We start from the raw sequence: 18,309 nt of genomic DNA, 5'->3' as shown, positions 1-18,309 counted from the left end.
CGGGATTCGCGTCGCGGATGGTTTCATTGATGGGGATGCCGCCGCCTGTGGCCGCGGCGCCCCGGGTTAGGAGCAGAACGGCCTGATGCAAAGCGTGCCCGGTGCCTTGACGGCCCACAAACATGACAGGCACTTTGCGGACCCTTCAGTGGGATGGGCAAACTTCCCCCCGGAAAAAGCCGCTGGCGTCGTTGCCGGCGGCCCGATCAAGCAATTGCCGGCGTCGCCTCGCGACGCCGACCAGATTTGGCGCGCGGTGCCTTGGGGCACGGCGCGCCTTACCGCATTCATTAGCGTAAGCGCGCCGCACCTGCGTACGCCGATGAATAGCCCGCTTCGTAGCGCGCGCCCTGAGAAGCGTCCGCGGGAAGCGGGTTTTGACGAAGGGTGTAGTTTGAACTGACCTCATCTGAAAACCTGAAGGAGAAAATGATGGCAACTGCAAAGAAAGCCGCGGCCAAGAAGACCGCAGCAAAGAAGACCGCAGCCAAGAAGGCTGCTCCGGCTAAAAAGGCTGCTCCGGCCAAGAAAGTCGCCGCGAAGAAGGTCGCAGTGAAGAAGGTCGCAGCGAAGAAGGTTGCAGCGAAGAAGGTCGCGGCGAAGAAGGCAGCACCGGCCAAGAAAGCCGCAGTGAAGAAGGTCGCGGCGAAGAAGGTCGCAGCCAAGAAGGTCGCGGCGAAGAAGGCAGCACCGGCGAAGAAAGCCGCGGTGAAGAAGGTCGCCGCGAAGAAGGTCGCAGCGAAGAAGGCAGCACCGGCGAAGAAGGCCGCAGCAAAGAAGGCAGCACCGGCGAAGAAGGCCGCGGCGAAGAAGACCGCTGCCAAGAAGGCCGCGCCTGCGAAAAAGGCTGCAGCCAAGAAAGCTGCACCTGCCAAGAAGGCTGCCGCGAAGAAGGCCGCTGCACCTGCGAAGAAGGCTGCGCCTGCGAAGAAGGCTGTCGCCAAGAAGGCCGCGCCTGCTCCCGCTGCGCCTGCTGTCTCGAGCGCACCGGCGGCGACGGTGAAGACCGCGCTGAACCCGGCAGCGGCATGGCCGTTCCCGACGGGCAGCCGTCCGTAAGTAGTAGCAGTAGCTGTACGTCGACGCATCGCACGATGTGTCGGATGACCGGGTCGCGCTCAAGCTGTTGCGAGCGCCACCCGGTCAATGTCCCGTTGCCGGCGTGCCGGTGGCGGGTTTTTTTTGCCCGTCGCCCAGAAAGAAAAACACGCATGGACCCGTGAGGGCGCACGCGTGTGATGTCGTCGTCGCGGCGCTGAACTACGCGCGGCCGCGCGGGAGGGAAACTGCGCTAGTGCGTGACGCGCGTGACGCCGCCGCTCGACAGCAGCCTCACGCGATCGCCGGCGCGGAAGATTTCGCCGGTGGCAGTTTGGGTGATGGCGCGCATGTCGCCGTTGTCGAGCCGCACGGTGATTTCGATGCCGTCGCGCATCGCGACGCGGTTTTCGATCGCATTGCCCGCGACCGCACCGCCGATGCCGCCGACGATACCCGTCGCGACCTGGCCACGTCCGCCGCCGAACGCAGTGCCGGCGAGCGCGCCGAGCGCGGCGCCGCCGAGTGCGCCGATGCCGATCGGCTGACCTTCGTTCGTGCTGATCCGCACCGCGCGCACGCTCTCCACCGTGGCCATCCGAACCGTCTGTTCACGCTGCGCCTGCGAAGCCGTGAAAACGTCGGGAGAGCTGCTGTTGACCGCACACCCCGACATGGCCAGCGAACCGGCGATCAAGGTGGCGACGATCAGGCGACTCGAGGTTCTCATTCCCAAACTCCCATAGCACGCGATATCAGTGCAGGTCGTATCCGAAGGCCTGCTTGAACCGCTCGTTGATTTCCGCCCGGCTGGGCGCGTAGTTTTGCGGGCCTTGATGCTCGATTTTCAATGCGCCCATCAGGCTGGCAAGACGGCCGGTCGTGGCCCAGCCGAGGCCCTTCTCGATACCGTAGAGCAAGCCGCCGCGAAATGCGTCGCCGCAACCGGTGGGATCGAGTACCCGCCTGGCCGTGACCGCCGGGATCTCTTCGATACCGCCGCCGTGATGGATCTGAGCACCCTTCTCGCCGAGCGTGATGATGAGCGCATCGACCTTGCTCGCGATCTGCTCGATCGACCAGCCGGTCTTGTTGCTCACCAGCGCGGCTTCGTAATCGTTGACCGCTACATAGGTAGCAAGTTCAATGACGCGCCGCAGCGTCTCGCCGTCGAACAGCGGCAAGCCCTGGCCCGGATCGAAGATGAACGGCACGCCCGCGGCGGCCAGCTGTTCCGAGTGTTGAACCATGCCGTCATAGCCGTCCGGCGCGACGATGCCGAGCGTCAGGCCTTTCACTTCGTCGGCGCGATTCCGATGCGACTGCATCATCGCGCCCGGATGGAACGCGGTGATCTGGTTGTTCTCGAGGTCGGTCGTGATCATCGCCTGCGCCGAGTAGGTGTCGGGTACGACGAGCACGTTTTCCGTCGACAGTCCGAGCTCTGCGAGCCGGTCCAGATAAAGCTGCGCGTCGACGGCGCCGATCGCGCCCATGATGCGCGCGTCGCCGCCGAGCAGATTCAGCGCATACGCGATGTTGCCCGCGCAGCCGCCGAACTCGCGACGCATGGTCGGCACGAGAAAGCTTACGTTCAGGATGTGGACCTGCTCCGGCAGGATGTGCTCCCGAAAGCGGCCTTCGAAGGTCATGATGTTGTCGTACGCGAGCGAGCCGCAGATAAGCGTAGCCAAGGCGAGCGTTCCTGTATGAAAGCGGTGGGGAAAAGACGCGCCGCGCCGACAGCGCCGCGCGAGGCGCGGCGCTGTCGTTCGTGCGCAAGAGGGCTTACTTCAGCGCGGCGAGCGCTGCGTCGTAGTTCGGTTCGTTCTTGATCTCGCCGACCAGTTCTGCGTGCAGGACTTTGTCGTTCTCGTCGAGCACGACGACCGCGCGCGCGGTCAGGCCGGTCAGCGGGCCGCTCGTCACGTCGACGCCGTACGCTTGCGCGAACTCGTGGCCGCGGAACGTCGACGCAGTCACCACGTTCTCGATGCCCTCGGTCGTGCAGAAGCGCGACGCCGCGAACGGCAGGTCGCCCGACACGACGATCACGGCCGTGTTGCTGAGCTTCGCGGCGGCTTCGTTGAACTTGCGCGTCGACGTCGCGCAGGTCGGCGTGTCGAGACTCGGGACGATGTTGAGCACCTTGCGCTTGCCGGCGAAGTCGGCGAGCGTCAGCGGCTTCAGGTCCTTGCCGACCAGCGAGAACGCGGCGGCCTGCTGGCCGACCGACGGGAACGTACCGCTTACTTCGATCGGGTTGCCACCCAGCGTGACTTGACTCATGTGTTGTGCTCCGAAAAGGGCGTCAGTGACGACAATGATGCGCCCGCTCGGGAGCGGGCGCGCGAGGGTGCGTTACGGATAAAAAATCTGTACGCGAAAATTGGAGGCGATCGCGGTGCCGGTGTCGAGGTGCACGATCATCGTCTGCGTCGCATGCGCGGGCAGGCCGGCCGCGATCACGGTGCCGGGCGGCACGTAATCCTGCGGCCACAGCACGCGCCGTACCGCGACGTTGTTCTGATCGTCGAGCAGCGTGAGTTCGATCGCGGGATAGGCGAGCGCGATGTTCAGGCGGTTGTGCAGCGGCATCTTCAGCTCGAGCTTGTGCGGGCCGTCGATCTGCCGCAGATCGGAGGGCTCGACCAGCAGGCCTTCGATGTCGTGCGGCGGCGTCAGTTGACAGCCGAGATGCGCGCAGGCCTGCGCATACAGGATCTGCGAGCGCGGCACGTTGACCATGATGGTCTCGCGTTGCCACCACGCGAGTTGCGCGAGCAGCGCAATGACGAGCAGCGCGGCGAGCACCACGCCGGCCACGATCCAGCCGACGCGTCCGGCGTCCACCGGGCGGGTTTCGCGCATCACCGGGAACGGATCGTCGCCAGCGCTGATCGGAGGATTGACCGAGAACGGCTCGCCGCTCGACGGGGCGGACGAAGGACCGCCCGGCGGGCGCGGGCCGCCGGGACCGCCGGCGCCCGAAGCGCCCGCGGCGGCGCCTAAGCCGGCCGCACCTAAGCCGGCCGCACCTAAGCCGGACGCACCGAAGTGCGGTTCGTTGTCGCGCATGCCATGCAGGCTTGCTGGCTCGCGCCGCGCGCGTTCGTCGAGCATGGACGGCTCGGGGCGTTCGACCTTGTGCCAGACGCGCGGCGCTTCGTCTTCGACTCGCGGTGGGGCAGCAGGCGCGGAGGGCGGGACGACAGGCGGTTCATCGACCGCGTCGTCGGCGGGATAGGCGAACGGTTCGAGCGGCGCGTCGGCCAGCGTCGGCTCATCGTCCGCGGGTAGTGGCGCCGAGAAAGCGCCAGCGGGCAATTCAGGTTCGGTCTGGCGCGGAGCGCCGGATGTGACGGTTGCGTGCCCGGTGCCGCCAAGCGGCAGCGGCGCGAGCGGCACGCTGCTCGCGTGGTCGCGCAAACGGCTATCGAGCGTGCTGCGGGAAATGCTGGTGGAGTCCTGTTCCGGAGCCGGTGCTCCCGGGGCCCATGCGTCGCCACTGGAGTCCGGGCCTGGTTGCCGCACTCCCGACAGCGCTTCGATCGCCGCCGCGGCGGCAACCGGTTTGGCCGTGGAAAAATCGCCGCCTTCGGAGACGTCGAACAAACTGCTCGACGCGTCGAAGACTTCCTGACAATGCCCGCACCGCACGAGGCCGCGGCGCTGTGCAAGCTGCGCCGGTTGCAGACGGAAGACAGTTTCGCAGAAGGGGCAACGCGTCGCCAGGTGCATATCGAGCCGTTGAGCCAGAGGCCGTTAGGTTGACAATACGCCTTATTCTAATTGCTTTCGCGACGCGTTCCGGCGAGGCACACCCAACCTTCATGTTCGCGCCACACGCTGATATCGATCCAGCGCGCGTAGACCTGCGCGACTTCGTCGGCCTGGCGCGCGAGAATGCCCGACAGCGCGATGCGACCGCCCGGCTTCACCTTCGACGACAGCATCGACGCCATCAGCTTCAGCGGATTCGACAGGATGTTCGCGACCACGACATCGAATTCGCCGGCCGGACAGGCATCAGGCAGGCCGTAGGTCACGTCGGCGTGATTGCGCTCGCTATTGTGACGCGCCGATTCGACCGCCTGCGGATCGATGTCGATGCCGATCACCGGATCGGCGCCGCACTTCTTCGCGAGAATCGCGAGGATGCCCGAGCCGCAGCCGTAGTCGAGCACGGACTGGCCGGGCTTGATCGACTGCTCGATCCACTCCATGCACAGACGCGTGGTGGGATGGCTGCCGGTGCCGAACGCGAGGCCCGGATCGAGTTCGAGCACGAGTGCGTCGGGGTCGGGCGCATCGTGCCACGACGGCACGACCCAGATGCGCTCGCCGATCTGGATCGGATCGAACTGCGACTGCGTGAGCCGCACCCAGTCCTGCTCCTCGACCTCGCGCACGGTATATGTCGGCGCGGTTTCGAGTCCGATTTCGTTGGCCGCGGCGGTCAGCAGCACGGCCGGATCATGCTCCGGCGCGAGCAGTGCGATCACGCGCGAATGCTGCCACGCCGTGCGATCCGGCGTGAGACCGGGCTCGCCGAACAGCGGCTGCTCGTCGGGCGTGTCGGCGTCGGCGTCTTCGACCGACACCGACAGCGCGCCCAGTTCGAGCAGCGCGTCGGACAACTCCTCAGCGTGCTCGCGCGCCAGTTCCGCGACCAGTTCCCGATAGCTCATGACTTACGCTTCTTCTGCGACCTGCTGACGCGCGGCCAACCGGTTTTCGAGGTAGTGGATGCTGGTGCCGCCTTCGACGAACTTCGCGTCGAGCATCAGCTCGCGGTGCAGCGGGATGTTGGTCTGAATGCCTTCGACCACCATTTCCGACAACGCGATGCGCATCCGGCTGATCGCCTGTTCGCGCGTGGCACCGTAAGCGATCAGCTTGCCGATCATCGAATCATAGTTCGGCGGCACGAAATAACCATTGTAGGCGTGCGAATCGACGCGGATGCCAGGACCGCCCGGCATATGCCACGACGTCAGGCGTCCCGGCGACGGCGTGAACTTGAACGGATCTTCGGCGTTGATCCGGCATTCGATCGCATGGCCGCGGAACTGGATGTCGCGCTGACGGAACGCGAGCTTCTCGCCGGCCGCGATGCGGATCTGTTCCTGCACGATGTCGACACCGGTGATCAGTTCGGTCACGGGATGCTCGACTTGCACGCGCGTGTTCATCTCGATGAAGTAGAACTCGCCGTTTTCATACAGGAACTCGAAGGTGCCCGCGCCGAGATAGCCCATCTTCTTGCACGCATCCGCGCAACGATCGCCGATCCGGTCGATCAGACGGCGCGCGATGCCCGGCGCCGGCGCTTCCTCGATCACCTTCTGGTGACGGCGCTGCATCGAGCAGTCGCGCTCGCCGAGCCACACGGCGTTCTTGAACGAGTCGGCCAACACCTGGATTTCGATGTGCCGCGGGTTCTCGAGGAATTTCTCCATGTAGACCTGCGGGTTGCCGAACGCGCGGCCGGCTTCCTCGCGGGTCATGTTGACCGCGTTCACGAGCGCCGCTTCCGTGTGCACCACGCGCATGCCGCGGCCGCCGCCGCCGCCGGCCGCCTTGATGATGACCGGATAGCCGATCTGGCGGGCAATCTTCACGATCTCCTTCGGATCGTCCGGCAGAGCGCCTTCCGAACCCGGCACGCAGGGCACGCCGGTCTTGATCATGGTCTGCTTGGCCGTGACCTTGTCGCCCATCATGCGGATCGTTTCCGGACGCGGGCCGATGAAGGTGAAGCCGGACTGCTCGACGCGCTCGGCGAAGTCGGCGTTCTCCGACAGGAAGCCGTAGCCGGGGTGGATCGCTTCGGCGTCGGTGACTTCGGCCGCGCTGATCAGCGCGGGCATGTTCAGATAGCTCAGATTCGACGGTGCCGGGCCGATGCAGACCGCCTCGTCGGCGAGCTTCACGTACTTGGCTTCCTTGTCGGCTTCCGAATAGACGACGACCGTCTTGACGCCGAGCTCGCGGCAGGCGCGCTGGATACGAAGCGCGATCTCGCCACGATTGGCAATGAGGATTTTTTCAAACATAGCGGGTTTTCGACTCATCAATGGGCGCCGGGTCGGTCACGACGCTGGCTGCCGCATGGGATCGGTCGCGCGCCTCGGGACGAGCGGCGCGCGGGCGGCGATTGGTGCGTGCCGCGTTAGCCGACCACGAACAGCGGTTGGCCGTACTCGACCGCCTGGCCGTTTTCGACGAGGATTTCCTTGACCACGCCGGACTTGTCCGACTCGATCTCGTTGAGCAGCTTCATCGCTTCGATGATGCAGATGGTCTGGCCTTCCTTGACCGTGTCGCCGACCTGCACGAACGGATCGGCACCCGGCGACGGCGCGCGGTAGAACGTGCCGACCATCGGCGAGGTGACGACGTGACCCTGCGGCGCGGCGGCTGCCGGCGTGGCCGGCGCGTTGGCGGCGGCCGGCGCTTCGACTGCTGCCGGCGCGGCTTGCGGGAATTGCGGTGCAGCGTACGAGGCGGAAGGTTGGACGTAAACCGGCGGCGCATTCTTGACGATGCGGACTTTGCCTTCGCCCTCGGTCACTTCGAGTTCGGAAATACCGGACTCCGAGACAAGGTCGATCAGAGTTTTGAGTTTACGTAGATCCATCAGGGTGCCCCTTTCAATGCGTAGTGTGCCGGCGTGTGCAAGTGCAGTAGCCGGCTCAAATTGGACGTGTTTGGATTCAGCCGCGCGGCGTGCCGGCGGCGAGCCGGTCGAGCGCGAATTCGAGCGCGTACAGATACCCCTTCCAGCCGAGGCCGCAAATTACGCCCTCTGCCTGGTCGGAGAAATACGAGTGATGCCTGAACGGTTCCCGGCGATGCACGTTCGACAGATGAATCTCGACGAACGGGATGCCGACCCCCGCTAGTGCGTCCCGGATGGCCACGCTCGTGTGCGTGTACGCGGCGGGATTGATCAGGATGAAATCGGTTTGCTCGGTGCGGGCCGCCTGAATACGGTCGACCAACGCGCCTTCGTGGTTGCTCTGGAACGACGCGAGTTCGACGCCTGCATCGGTTGCACGGTCTGTCAGCGCCTGATCGATCTGCGGCAGGGTCACGCGACCGTAGACCTCGGGTTCCCGGGTGCCGAGAAGGTTGAGGTTGGGTCCGTGCAGTACCAGCAGGCGCGTCATGGTCGCTTCTTTTTCCGTGGAATTGCGCGCACTTTAGCGCTGATTAGAGAAACTTGTCTAGTTTCGCGCGCGTACGCGGCGACGGCCGAGGCGGGCCGCCGCACAGCCGTGAGCCCAACTTCACTCAAATTCGGGGATTATCCATGCATTTTTACTCGTTCTGCACGGAATCGGATGCCAAAAAGCGCAGCGTCGGAAATCGGGGGAATTTACAGCGTATCGAGCGTCTGGCGCAGGGCTGCGGGGTCGATCTGGCCCAATTTTGTGGAGCGGATGTTGCCTTTTGCGTCGATCACGACGGTAAACGGCAAACCGCCGGCGGTGTTGCCGAAGGCGCGCGCGAGGTCCGCGCCGCCGAAGCCGGTGATGTAGATGGGGTACGCGACCTTGACCTTCTGCAGGAAGGTCTGGATGTTCTTTTCCGAGTCGACGCCGAGACCGACGAACTGGATGCCTTTCTTCGCGTACTCGCGTTGGATTTGCGACAGCGCCGGCATTTCCTCGACGCACGGAGCGCACCACGACGCCCAGAAGTTGACGACGATCGGGTGGCCCTTGAGCAGGCTCAGCGACTGCGGCTTGCCGTCGACATTCGTGACCGGCGCGCTCCACAGCTGCTGGACGGGGCTCGCATGAGTGTCGGGCTGTGACCCGCCTTGGGCCGCGTACGCGACGTCGGTACCGCGATTGAGCCAGTGATTGGCCAGCACGCCGCCGCCTGCAGCGACCAGCGCGACGGCCGCGCCCGCCAGCATACGTCTTGTGTTCATCGTGCTCCGTTCTATCTGGTCAATTGGTGAAGGACGGCACCTGGTCGCCGTCGAGCAGCGCCTGCACCGCCTGCAAGTTCGCCCGCGCGGTGCGGCCGCGCGCGTCGGCGCGCACCGCGCCGCGCAGGTCGTCGGTTTCGTACAGCGCGACGTGGATGCCGACCGGCTCGGCGTTGCGATCGTCCGCGGGACGCCACAGAAAGCTCAGCGTCTCAACATAGCCACGTCCCGCGAAATGCCGCGTTTCCGACACGTCGTACTGGATGTTCGCATTCAGCATGTAGATCGCGACTTCCTTCGGGTTGTCGCAAAACACCTGCAGATGCACGTCCGAGTGTTCGCCGGCCGTGCCGCCGAGCACTGCGCCCGTCAGATACGGATTGAACGGCGCGAGCCGCTCCATCCAGTCGATCGCGATCACACGCAGCCGCCGCAAGAGGGCCGGCTGGCTGTCGCCCTGGAACAGCGACTGATATTCGCGGATTTCTTCTTCGATCTGGTCGTTATCCGGCAGCCATTCGCCGGCAACACGGGTCTCGCCGACGACCTGCCGGGCCGCCTTGCGCTTCGCGCTGGCGTAGTCCAGACCGTCCTCGGCAATCATGCGCGCAGCCGCGATCGCGATTTCCTCGCGCACGCGTTGCGGATCGAAATATGATTTGCGGACCATCCCTGCATCATACTAGATCGGGCCTGGCGACGCGGTTGGGCGGCCCGGACGGGGCGGCGCCTGGCGTGGCCCGCAGGGGCGGCGCGCGCTGCGTCGGTTACAATAGGCGTCCTTTGCAGACGGTCGTTTCCGGCCGTCCTGCGGCCTCCCATCCCTCGCAAAAAAACGCCCCCGCGGCACGACAGGCTTATGCATATCCACATCCTCGGCATCTGCGGCACCTTCATGGGCGGACTCGCGGTGCTCGCGCGCAATGCGGGCCACACGGTGACCGGCTGCGACGCCGGCGTCTATCCGCCGATGAGCACGCAGCTCGAGGCGCAAGGCATCCGTCTGATCGAGGGTTACGACGCGGAACAGCTGAACGGCCTGAACGCGGATCTGTTCGTGATCGGCAACGTGGTCACGCGCGGCAACCCGCTGATGGAAGCGATTCTGGACCGCGGCCTGCCGTACGTGTCCGGTCCGCAGTGGCTCGGCGAGCACGTGCTGAACGGCAAATGGGTGCTGGCCGTGGCCGGCACGCACGGCAAGACCACCACGAGCTCGATGCTGACCTGGCTGCTCGAAGACGCGGGCCTGAATCCGGGTTTCCTGATCGGCGGTGTGCCGCTGAACTTCGGCGTGTCGGCGCGGCTCACCGATTCGAGCTTCTTCGTGATCGAAGCCGACGAATACGACACCGCATTCTTCGACAAACGCTCGAAGTTCGTCCATTACCGCCCGAAAACGGCGGTGCTGAACAATCTCGAATTCGATCACGCCGACATCTTCCCCGATCTCGCTGCGATCGAAACGCAGTTCCACCATCTGATCCGTACAGTGCCGCGCCTTGGCCGCGTCGTCACGAACGGCCGCGAGGACGCGCTCGAGCGCGTGCTGACGCGCGGCTGCTGGAGCGAGGTCGAGCGCTTCGGGGTGCAGGGTGGCTGGGAGATCCAGCCGGCGGAGCAGGGCGTGCCCGTCGACGAACGCTTTGCCGTCTATCGCAACGGCGAGCGCGTCGGCGTGGTCGACTGGCAGGTGCAGGGCGAACATAACCGCATGAACGCGCTCGCCGCGATCGCCGCCGCGCGCCATATCGGCGTGCCGCCCGCGCAGGCCGCGAAATCGCTGTCGAGCTTCCGCAACGTCAAGCGTCGCATGGAAGTGCGGGGCAGTGTCGACGGCGTGACCGTATACGACGACTTCGCTCATCACCCCACCGCGATCGAGACGACGGTGGCCGGACTGCGCGCGCGCGTCGGCCGCGACAACACGCGAATTCTCGCGGTGCTCGAACCGCGCTCGAACACGATGAAGCTCGGCGTGATGAAAGCGCAACTACCGGCAAGCCTCGCCGACGCCGACCTCGTGTTCGGCTACGGCGCGCCGAGCGGGCGCGACGCGCTCGGGTGGAACCTCGGCGAAGCGCTCGCGCCGCTCGACGGCAAGGCTCAGGCGTTCGACAACCTCGACGCGCTCGTGAAGGCGGTGGTCCACGCGGCGCGTCCCGGCGATCAGATTCTGGTGATGAGCAATGGCGGCTTCGGCGGCGTGCATCAGAAGTTGCTCGACGGTCTTTCGACGCGAGGCGCGTCGTGATTCTGTATCTGCACGGTTTCCGTTCGTCGCCGAATTCGTTCAAGGCGCGTCTGCTCGCGACGCGTCTCGCCGAGCTGGGCCGCGCCGACGAATGGTGCTGCCCGATGCTGCCGGTGTCGCCGTTCGAAACCGTGGCGCTCGCCGAATCGCTGGTCGCCGACGCGCGCGCGAACGGCGATGCAGGGCAGGTGACCGTAATCGGCAGTTCGCTCGGCGGCTACTTCGCCACGCATCTGGCCGAGAAGCACGGCTGGCCGGCCGTGCTGCTGAACCCGGCGGTCGTGCCGCAGCGTGACCTGAGCGCCTATCTCGGCGAGCAGCCGTTGTGGCATGGCGGCGGCAGCATCGTCGTCGAGCCGCATCATCTGGATGAATTGCGCGCGCTCGGCGTGGCGTCGATCACGCGGCCCGAACGCTATTATTTGATGGCAGCCACCGGCGACGAAGTGCTCGACTACCGCGAAATGCTCGCGCACTATCCGGGCGCGCGCACCACGCTGATCGAGGGCAGTGACCACGCGATCAGCGAGTTCGCGCAGTATCTCGACGACGTGCTGGCCTTCTGCGACGCCGAACACGTCGAGCCGCCGGCGCCGCGCGCGGCGGCCTGACGGCGCGCAAGGGCGGCGGCACCGATCGCCACAAGGACAACAGCCGGAAAGACACACCGACAGCCGCCGCCGCTGGTCGCAAGATTCAACCCGCTGGCACGCGCAGTGCGCGCCGCGGATTCACTATCACGAACAGGTTGCCGTGCCGCGCATGCAGTGATCGATCGCCACAGGGCGTCGGGCGCGCCGGCAGATGCAAGTCAGAACGAGAGTATTGAGTGAACGTTTTCTTCGAGGAATCGGGCAGTTTCAAGGCCGGCAGCGTATTGTCGCGTCAGGGTGACGCGTTTCAGGTCGAGTTGCCGGGCGGGCGGCGCGCGAAGGTGCGCGCCAAGGATGTGCTGATCGAGTTCGAGAAGCCCACCGCGGCCGAACTGATGCAGCAGGCCGACGCGTTGGCGCAGGAAATCGATCTGGACTTCCTGTGGGAATGCGCACCGGACGATGAATTCCCGTTCGCGACGCTGGGCGCCGAGTACTTCGGCGCGAGCTTCGGCGCGATCGAGCGCGCGGCGCTGGTGCTGCGCATGCACGGTTCGCCGGTGTACTTCCGGCGCAAGGGCCGCGGCATGTACCAGCGCGCGCCGCAAGAGCAGCTGAAGATGGCGCTCGCGGGCCTCGAGCGCAAGCGCCAGCAGGCGCTCGTGCAGGCGCAGTACGAGGAAGAACTGAAGGCAGGCCGTCTGCCGGAAGCGTTCGCGGGCGGCAAGGGCCTCGCGCTCCTGACGAAGCCCGACAAGAACACGATCGAGTACAAGGCGCTCGAAGGTGCCGCGGCCGCGCGCGGCATCTCGCAGGCGCGGCTGATGCTCGAATGCGGCGCGATCGCGTCGCCGCGCGCGCTGCACGAAGCGAAATTCCTGTCCGAGTACTTTCCGCACGGCACCGGCTTCCCGTCCGTCGCGGCCGCGAACGTACCGGACGATCTCCCGCAGGCCGACGTCGAAGCGTTCTCGATCGACGACATCACCACCACCGAAATCGACGACGCGTTCTCGGTCGAGCATCTGGCCGACGGCCGCGTGCGGATCGGCGTGCACATCGCCGCGCCGGCGCTCGGCATCCAGCGCGGCGACGACGTCGATGCAATCGCGCGTGCGCGTTTGTCGACGGTCTACATGCCCGGCGACAAGATCACGATGCTGCCCGACAGCGTCGTCGACACCTTCACGCTCGCCGAGGGCGGGTATCGGCCGGCGCTGTCGCTGTATGTGATCGTCAATCGCGAGACGCAGGAGATCGTCGCGAGCGAAACGCGCGCAGAGCGCGTGTTCGTGAAGAACAATCTGCGCCACAACACGCTCGACGAAGTCGTCACCGAGGAGGCGCTCGCCGAGGGCACCGGCGAGTATCCGCACAAGGACGATATCGCCGTGCTGTGGCCATTCGCGCAGGCTCTGTTCGAAAAGCGCCAGACCGCGCGCGCCGGCTACGGCCTGCGCCGTGAAGTGCAGCGCAATACCGACTTCAATTTCTACGTCGACGGCGAGCACATCACGATCACGCCACGCCGGCGCGGTTCGCCGCTCGACACGATCGTCGCCGAACTGGCGATTCTCGCGAACTCGTCGTGGGGCGCGTTCCTGCACGATCACGGCGTGCCGGGCATCTATCGCACGCAGCGCGCGTTCGGCGCGCCGAGCGGCCCGAAGCGCACGCGCATGCAGACCAACGCCGCACCGCACGAAGGGCTCGGCGTGTCGCAATACGCGTGGAGCACGTCGCCGCTGCGCCGCTACGTCGACCTCGTGAACCAGTGGCAGCTGATCGCATGCGTGCAGCATGGCGTGACCGCCAAGCTCGCCGCGCCGTTCAAGCCGAAGGACGCCGATCTGTTCGCGGTCGTGCAGGGCTTCGACGACACCTACACCGCATATGCCGACTACCAGCGCCGCATGGAGTACTTCTGGTGTCTGCGCTGGCTCACGCAGGAAAACCGCAAGCAGGTCGTCGCGTCGGTCGTGAAGGGCGATCTCGTGCGGCTCGAGGAAATTCCGCTGCTGCTGCACGTGCCGGGTCTCGGCGTGCATGCGCGCGGCACGCGCTTGCAACTGGAAGTGATGTCGATCGATGAACTGACGATCGAAGCGTCGGTGCGTTTGTTGCACGTGCTCGATGCGCCGACCGTGACGAGCGGCGCCGAAGCCGAAGAAGGCGAGGACGAGGGCGACGAAGAATTGCTCGACGCCGCGGACGACAGCGCCGAAAGCGAAGCGGAGGCGGAGGCCGAAGCCGACGGCGGCAATCCGAACGACAACCCCGGCGCCGGCGAATCCGCGGCAGGCGGCAACGGCAACGACAACGACGCCGCGAACACCGCCGACAACGACCAACACATCACGGAGCCGGGACGATGAGCGGCAACCCAACGCGAGACCGCTACGCGGTCATCGGCAATCCGGTCGGACATAGCAAGTCGCCGTTCATCCACGGCCGCTTCGCCGCGCAAACCGGCGAGCCGGTCGAGTACGGTCATCTTCTCGCGCCGGTCGACGCGTTCGTGCCGCACGTGCGCGCGTTCATCGAGGCGGGCGGGCGCGGGCTGAACGTGACGGTGCCGTTCAAGCTCGACGCGCATGCGTTCGCGAACACGCTGTCGCCGCGTGCGGCGGCGGCCGGCGCGGTGAACACGCTGAGGGTCGACGCGGACGGCATCTATGGCGATAACACGGATGGCTTCGGCCTCGTGCGCGACATCGAGGTGAACCTCGGTGTGTCGCTGAAAGGCGCGCGCATCCTGTTGCTCGGCGCAGGCGGGGCCGCGCGCGGTGTGGTGCTGCCGATGCTCGACCGCGCGCCGCATACGCTGACGATCGTCAATCGCACGGCGCAGAAAGCGGAGGCGCTGGTCGACCAGTTCGCGCAGGCTGCCGGCGACGCGCACTGCCGTCTGAGCGGCGGCAGCGCCCGCGCGATCGAAGCGGGGCAGTACGACGTGATCGTCAACGCGACCGCGGGCAGCCTCGATGCGTCGCTGCCCGAGTGCGACGACTGCGCGTTCGGCAACGGCACGCTGGCTTACGACATGATGTACAGCGCGCATCCGACCGTCTTCATGCAGCACGCGGCAAAGCTCGGAGCGCGTGGCGCCGATGGCCTCGGCATGCTGGTCGAGCAGGCCGCCGAATCGTTCTATGTGTGGCGCGGTGTGCGCCCCGACGGCGCGCCGGTGCTCGCCGAGTTGCGCGCGCTGCTGACGGCGCGGTCGCCCGCATAACGTCAGCGCGCGGACAGCACGCACCATGACAGCGACGCGGCGCGCCAGCGGTTCGCGCGGCCAGGCCGGCCCGCTGCGCTGGCTCGCCTGGCTGATCGCGGTCGTGGCCATCGCCTGGCTCGCGACGCAGGCGTACTACTTCGCGCAGATCGCGATCTGGAACGTCGTCAATCCGCGCTCGACCGCGTTCATGCGCTCGGACGCGTGGCGTCTGGCGCAGGACCGGCCGGATCTGTCGGTACAGCGCACATGGGTGCCGTACGACCAGATTTCGCGCAACCTGAAGCGCGCGATCATCGCGTCCGAAGACGCGAACTTCGTCACCAACAAGGGCTATGAAACCGACGCGATGCTGCAGGCATGGGAGCGCAACAAGGCTCAAGGCCGGATCGTGCGCGGCGGCTCGACGATCTCACAACAGCTTGCACGCAATCTGTTCCTGTCGCGCGAGAAAAGCTATATCCGCAAGGGCCAGGAGCTGATCATCACGTGGATGCTCGAAACGCTGATGGACAAGCAGCGCATCTTCGAGATCTATCTGAATTCGGTCGAATGGGGCAATGGCGTGTACGGCGCCGAGGCGGCCGCGCAGTACTACTTCAAGACCTCGGCGAGCAAGCTCACGCCCGCGCAGTCGGCGCGGCTCGCGGTGATGCTGCCGCGCCCCAAATATTTCGACGAACACCGGAATTCCGCGTATCTGACGCAACGCGCGCGCGTGATCGCGCGGCGAATGGGCGCGGCCGAATTGCCGGACTGAAAGCGCACGCTTTCCCTATTTATCCCGTTCCGAAGCCCGCCTCGCGCGGGCTTTTTTACGTGTTTTCGCAGCGCCACGGCGTTCCGCTAAACACCGGCTCGCCAACTAAAATCTCATTATCTGGACTCAACATTCACATATTGGTGATTCTCAAAAGTCGCCCTACAATCCAAGCCAACATCCATCGCACGTAGGCGCTCCAGCGCGCCGAAACAGCGAGCCGCGACAGAAAAAACCGGAGACGAGGCCAACATGTCTGGCAGCCGACCACAGCAGCCGCGCGAGCGCGGCGCCGCACGCATTCCCGCCCTGTTCTCGTGCCCCGCGCGCTAAGCGCAGAAACCATCCGAAAGCGAATCGCCATGATTAAAGCGATGCACACTCACGGAGCCAGCCCGGCCGAGGTGGCGCCGGGGTCGACCGGCGAGCCGGACAGCGCCGCGAATCCCGCGCCGCGCGAGGCCACCGCCAATGTCGCCGCCAGTGCGTCCGCTACCGCGAGGGCGTCGCGCCCGGTGCAGCGCGCGGCGACCGTCGACGGCCTCGGGCTGCCGGTCACGCTGCTGGAAATTACGCCGCAGCAGGCCGGCACGCAGACGTTGCTGCGCGGTCTCGCAATTCTCGAGGCCGCCGCGGCCGGCGTGCGAGACCTGCGCAGCTTCGGCGCCGCGCTCGGCACGACCCGCAGCACCACGCATCGTCTCGTCAGCAGCCTCGTGCAGGCGCGCTATCTGCGTCAGGTGCAGGGCGGCTATCTGCTCGGGCCGAAGCTGATCGAGCTCGGCACGATCGCGCTCGAACAGATGCCGCTGACGGCCGTCGCACGTCCGCACCTGCAGTCGCTTGCCGAGCAGACGCTCGACACGATCCACCTCGGTGTGCGCGACGGCGACGACGTGCTGTACATCGACAAGATCCCCGGCACGCGCGGCCTTGAAATGCGCTCGCGCGTCGGCCATCGGATGCCGCTCGCGTCGACCGGCATCGGCAAGGCGATGATGCTCGACCTCGCGCCGGGCGCATGGCAGTCGCTGTTCGACGCGTCGCGCCGCGCGCTCGCGGGCGTCAGCTTCAAGCCCGACAACCGCCCCGACGCGCCGACCTTCCTGCAGCGCATGACGAACTACGCGGCCGGCGGCTACACATTCGATCTGGAAGAGAACGAAGCGTCGATCCGTTGCGTCGCGGCGCCGGTGCGCGATGCGTCGGGCGCGATCGTCGCGGCGTTGTCGGTGGCGAGCACGATTCCCTATATGCCGCTCGAACGGATGGACGAACTGATTCCGGTCGTGCAGCGCGAGGCACGCGCGATCTCGGAAGAACTCGGTTGGCGCGCACCGCAACCGGCCACGCGCAGGATCAAGCGATGAAACAAGCGGGCACTGCCACGCTGGCGAACCACCAGGCGCCCGCCGCGCCCAACGCGGGCGTGAAGTCGGAGGCGACCGACGGCACGGATGCCGCCGCCGACGATTTCACGCACGCCGCACTGATCGCGCTCGACTGGGGCACGACGTCGCTGCGCGCCTATCTGTTCGACGCGCACGGTCGCGTGCTGGCGACGCGCGCATCGACGGCCGGCATCATGAATCTGCCGCGCAGCGCGGCCGAGGGCGGCTTCGACGCCGCGTTCGACGACGCCTGCGGCGCATGGCTCGACCACGCGCGCGGTGTGCCGGTGATTGCGGCGGGAATGGTGGGCAGCGCGCAGGGCTGGCTCGAAGCGCCGTATGTCGAGACACCGGCGAACGCCGATGCGCTGGTGGCCGGCATCGTCCGCGTGCAGACCGCGCGCGGCGCGACGCTGCACATCGTGCCGGGCGTGCTGCAGCGCGGAGAGCTGCCGAACGTGATGCGCGGCGAGGAGACGCAGATTGTCGGCGCACTCAGCGCGGACGCGGACGGCGCGCAAGACGCGAGCGCCGTCGACAGCAACGCCCGCTCACTGATCGGCCTGCCCGGCACCCACGCGAAATGGGCGCTCGTGCAGGCGGAGCGCATCGAGCGTTTTCATACTTTCATGACCGGCGAGGTGTTCGCCGCGCTGCGCGAGCACACGATTCTCGGCCGCACGATGGTCACGCCCGATCGGCCGGATACCGAAGCATTCTTGCGCGGTGTGAACATCGCGCGCGAGAAAGGTCAGGCTGGCGTGCTCGCGACCGTGTTCAGCACTCGCACGCTCGGCCTGACCGGCGCGCTGTCGAGCGAGGCACAGCCCGACTATCTGTCGGGCCTGCTGATCGGACACGAACTGGCAGGCCTCGAAGCGGTACTCGCTCAGCAAGGCAGCTCGCTCGCGCAGCAGAGTCTGCGGCTGATCGGCAACGACGCGCTGTGCGAGCGCTACCGCCTCGCGCTCGCGCAATTCGGCTGTCTGCGCGCGGAGCCGGTCAGGCACGCGACCGAACGCGGCCTGTGGCGCGTTGCCGTTGAGGCGGGGCTCGTCCGGCCGTCCGCCCAGGCGGCGCGCGCGGGCTGACC

19 protein-coding genes are annotated in these 18,309 nt (G+C 66.3%); 9 read left to right on the top strand and 10 right to left on the bottom strand.

Annotation, left to right across the window (positions count from 1 at the left end):
- The first annotated feature begins 85 nt into the window (after positions 1 to 85).
- Together BC1002_RS36265 and BC1002_RS13445 are read left to right on the top strand one after the other, a co-directional pair.
- Positions 86 to 403, top strand: coding sequence for a hypothetical protein (locus tag BC1002_RS36265; RefSeq protein WP_013090576.1), 318 nt, complete (start codon positions 86 to 88; stop codon positions 401 to 403).
- A 29-nt stretch (positions 404 to 432) separates the two neighbouring features.
- Positions 433 to 1,059, top strand: coding sequence for a histone H1-like DNA-binding protein (locus tag BC1002_RS13445; protein WP_013090575.1), 627 nt, complete (start codon positions 433 to 435; stop codon positions 1,057 to 1,059).
- 232 nt (positions 1,060 to 1,291) lie between these two features.
- On the opposite strand, the gene BC1002_RS13440 is transcribed toward BC1002_RS13445, so the two are convergent.
- The 10 genes from BC1002_RS13440 to BC1002_RS13395 form a co-directional block, all read right to left on the bottom strand.
- Complete coding sequence (locus BC1002_RS13440; RefSeq protein WP_013090574.1) at positions 1,292 to 1,768, bottom strand: outer membrane lipoprotein; 477 nt, start codon at positions 1,766 to 1,768, stop codon at positions 1,292 to 1,294.
- 25 nt (positions 1,769 to 1,793) lie between these two features.
- Positions 1,794 to 2,732, bottom strand: a complete 939-nt coding sequence (locus tag BC1002_RS13435) for a carbohydrate kinase family protein (protein WP_013090573.1) — start codon at positions 2,730 to 2,732, stop codon at positions 1,794 to 1,796.
- Between the two features lie 94 nt (positions 2,733 to 2,826).
- On the bottom strand, positions 2,827 to 3,327 hold the full coding sequence (gene tpx, locus BC1002_RS13430; protein ID WP_013090572.1) for a thiol peroxidase: 501 nt from the start codon (positions 3,325 to 3,327) through the stop codon (positions 2,827 to 2,829).
- A 72-nt stretch (positions 3,328 to 3,399) separates the two neighbouring features.
- Positions 3,400 to 4,779 (bottom strand): zinc-ribbon and DUF3426 domain-containing protein, encoded by a 1,380-nt coding sequence (locus tag BC1002_RS13425; RefSeq protein ID WP_013090571.1) that lies wholly within the window; start codon positions 4,777 to 4,779, stop codon positions 3,400 to 3,402.
- Between the two features lie 47 nt (positions 4,780 to 4,826).
- Entirely contained in the window at positions 4,827 to 5,729 is a 903-nt protein-coding gene (gene prmA / locus BC1002_RS13420) for a 50S ribosomal protein L11 methyltransferase (RefSeq protein WP_013090570.1), read from the bottom strand.
- A 3-nt stretch (positions 5,730 to 5,732) separates the two neighbouring features.
- Complete coding sequence (gene accC / locus BC1002_RS13415; protein ID WP_013090569.1) at positions 5,733 to 7,097, bottom strand: acetyl-CoA carboxylase biotin carboxylase subunit; 1,365 nt, start codon at positions 7,095 to 7,097, stop codon at positions 5,733 to 5,735.
- Between the two features lie 116 nt (positions 7,098 to 7,213).
- Positions 7,214 to 7,681 carry an acetyl-CoA carboxylase biotin carboxyl carrier protein gene (gene accB / locus BC1002_RS13410; protein WP_013090568.1) on the bottom strand — a complete coding sequence of 156 codons (468 nt, stop codon included), beginning with the start codon at positions 7,679 to 7,681 and terminating at the stop codon, positions 7,214 to 7,216.
- 76 nt (positions 7,682 to 7,757) lie between these two features.
- A complete protein-coding gene (aroQ, locus tag BC1002_RS13405) occupies positions 7,758 to 8,213 on the bottom strand; it encodes a type II 3-dehydroquinate dehydratase (RefSeq protein ID WP_013090567.1) in 456 nt (151 codons plus the stop codon).
- Between the two features lie 209 nt (positions 8,214 to 8,422).
- Positions 8,423 to 8,983 carry a TlpA family protein disulfide reductase gene (locus BC1002_RS13400; RefSeq protein ID WP_013090566.1) on the bottom strand — a complete coding sequence of 187 codons (561 nt, stop codon included), beginning with the start codon at positions 8,981 to 8,983 and terminating at the stop codon, positions 8,423 to 8,425.
- A 19-nt stretch (positions 8,984 to 9,002) separates the two neighbouring features.
- A complete protein-coding gene (locus BC1002_RS13395; RefSeq protein WP_013090565.1) occupies positions 9,003 to 9,653 on the bottom strand; it encodes a hypothetical protein in 651 nt (216 codons plus the stop codon).
- 189 nt (positions 9,654 to 9,842) lie between these two features.
- On the opposite strand from BC1002_RS13395, the gene mpl reads away from it, so the two are divergent.
- The 7 genes from mpl (at position 9,843) to BC1002_RS13360 (ending at position 18,307) form a co-directional block, all read left to right on the top strand.
- Positions 9,843 to 11,237: a UDP-N-acetylmuramate:L-alanyl-gamma-D-glutamyl-meso-diaminopimelate ligase gene (mpl, locus tag BC1002_RS13390; RefSeq protein ID WP_013090564.1), complete on the top strand. Its 1,395-nt coding sequence runs from the start codon at positions 9,843 to 9,845 to the stop codon at positions 11,235 to 11,237.
- Complete coding sequence (locus BC1002_RS13385; protein ID WP_013090563.1) at positions 11,234 to 11,848, top strand: YqiA/YcfP family alpha/beta fold hydrolase; 615 nt, start codon at positions 11,234 to 11,236, stop codon at positions 11,846 to 11,848. The genes mpl and BC1002_RS13385 overlap by 4 nt, the downstream gene beginning before the upstream one ends.
- A gap of 218 nt (positions 11,849 to 12,066) precedes the next feature.
- Positions 12,067 to 14,205, top strand: a complete 2,139-nt coding sequence (locus BC1002_RS13380; protein ID WP_013090562.1) for a ribonuclease catalytic domain-containing protein — start codon at positions 12,067 to 12,069, stop codon at positions 14,203 to 14,205.
- On the top strand, positions 14,202 to 15,065 hold the full coding sequence (gene aroE, locus BC1002_RS13375) for a shikimate dehydrogenase (protein WP_013090561.1): 864 nt from the start codon (positions 14,202 to 14,204) through the stop codon (positions 15,063 to 15,065). The genes BC1002_RS13380 and aroE overlap by 4 nt, the downstream gene beginning before the upstream one ends.
- Before the next feature lie 25 nt (positions 15,066 to 15,090).
- Entirely contained in the window at positions 15,091 to 15,825 is a 735-nt protein-coding gene (gene mtgA / locus BC1002_RS13370; RefSeq protein WP_013090560.1) for a monofunctional biosynthetic peptidoglycan transglycosylase, read from the top strand.
- 362 nt (positions 15,826 to 16,187) lie between these two features.
- Complete coding sequence (locus tag BC1002_RS13365; protein ID WP_013090559.1) at positions 16,188 to 17,195, top strand: IclR family transcriptional regulator; 1,008 nt, start codon at positions 16,188 to 16,190, stop codon at positions 17,193 to 17,195.
- Complete coding sequence (locus BC1002_RS13360; protein WP_013090558.1) at positions 17,192 to 18,307, top strand: 2-dehydro-3-deoxygalactonokinase; 1,116 nt, start codon at positions 17,192 to 17,194, stop codon at positions 18,305 to 18,307. The genes BC1002_RS13365 and BC1002_RS13360 overlap by 4 nt, the downstream gene beginning before the upstream one ends.
- Positions 18,308 to 18,309 lie beyond the last annotated feature (2 nt).

The organism is Paraburkholderia atlantica (assembly GCF_000092885.1).
GTDB lineage: Bacteria > Pseudomonadota > Gammaproteobacteria > Burkholderiales > Burkholderiaceae > Paraburkholderia > Paraburkholderia atlantica.
This window is presented reverse-complemented; position numbering and strand designations above follow the sequence as displayed.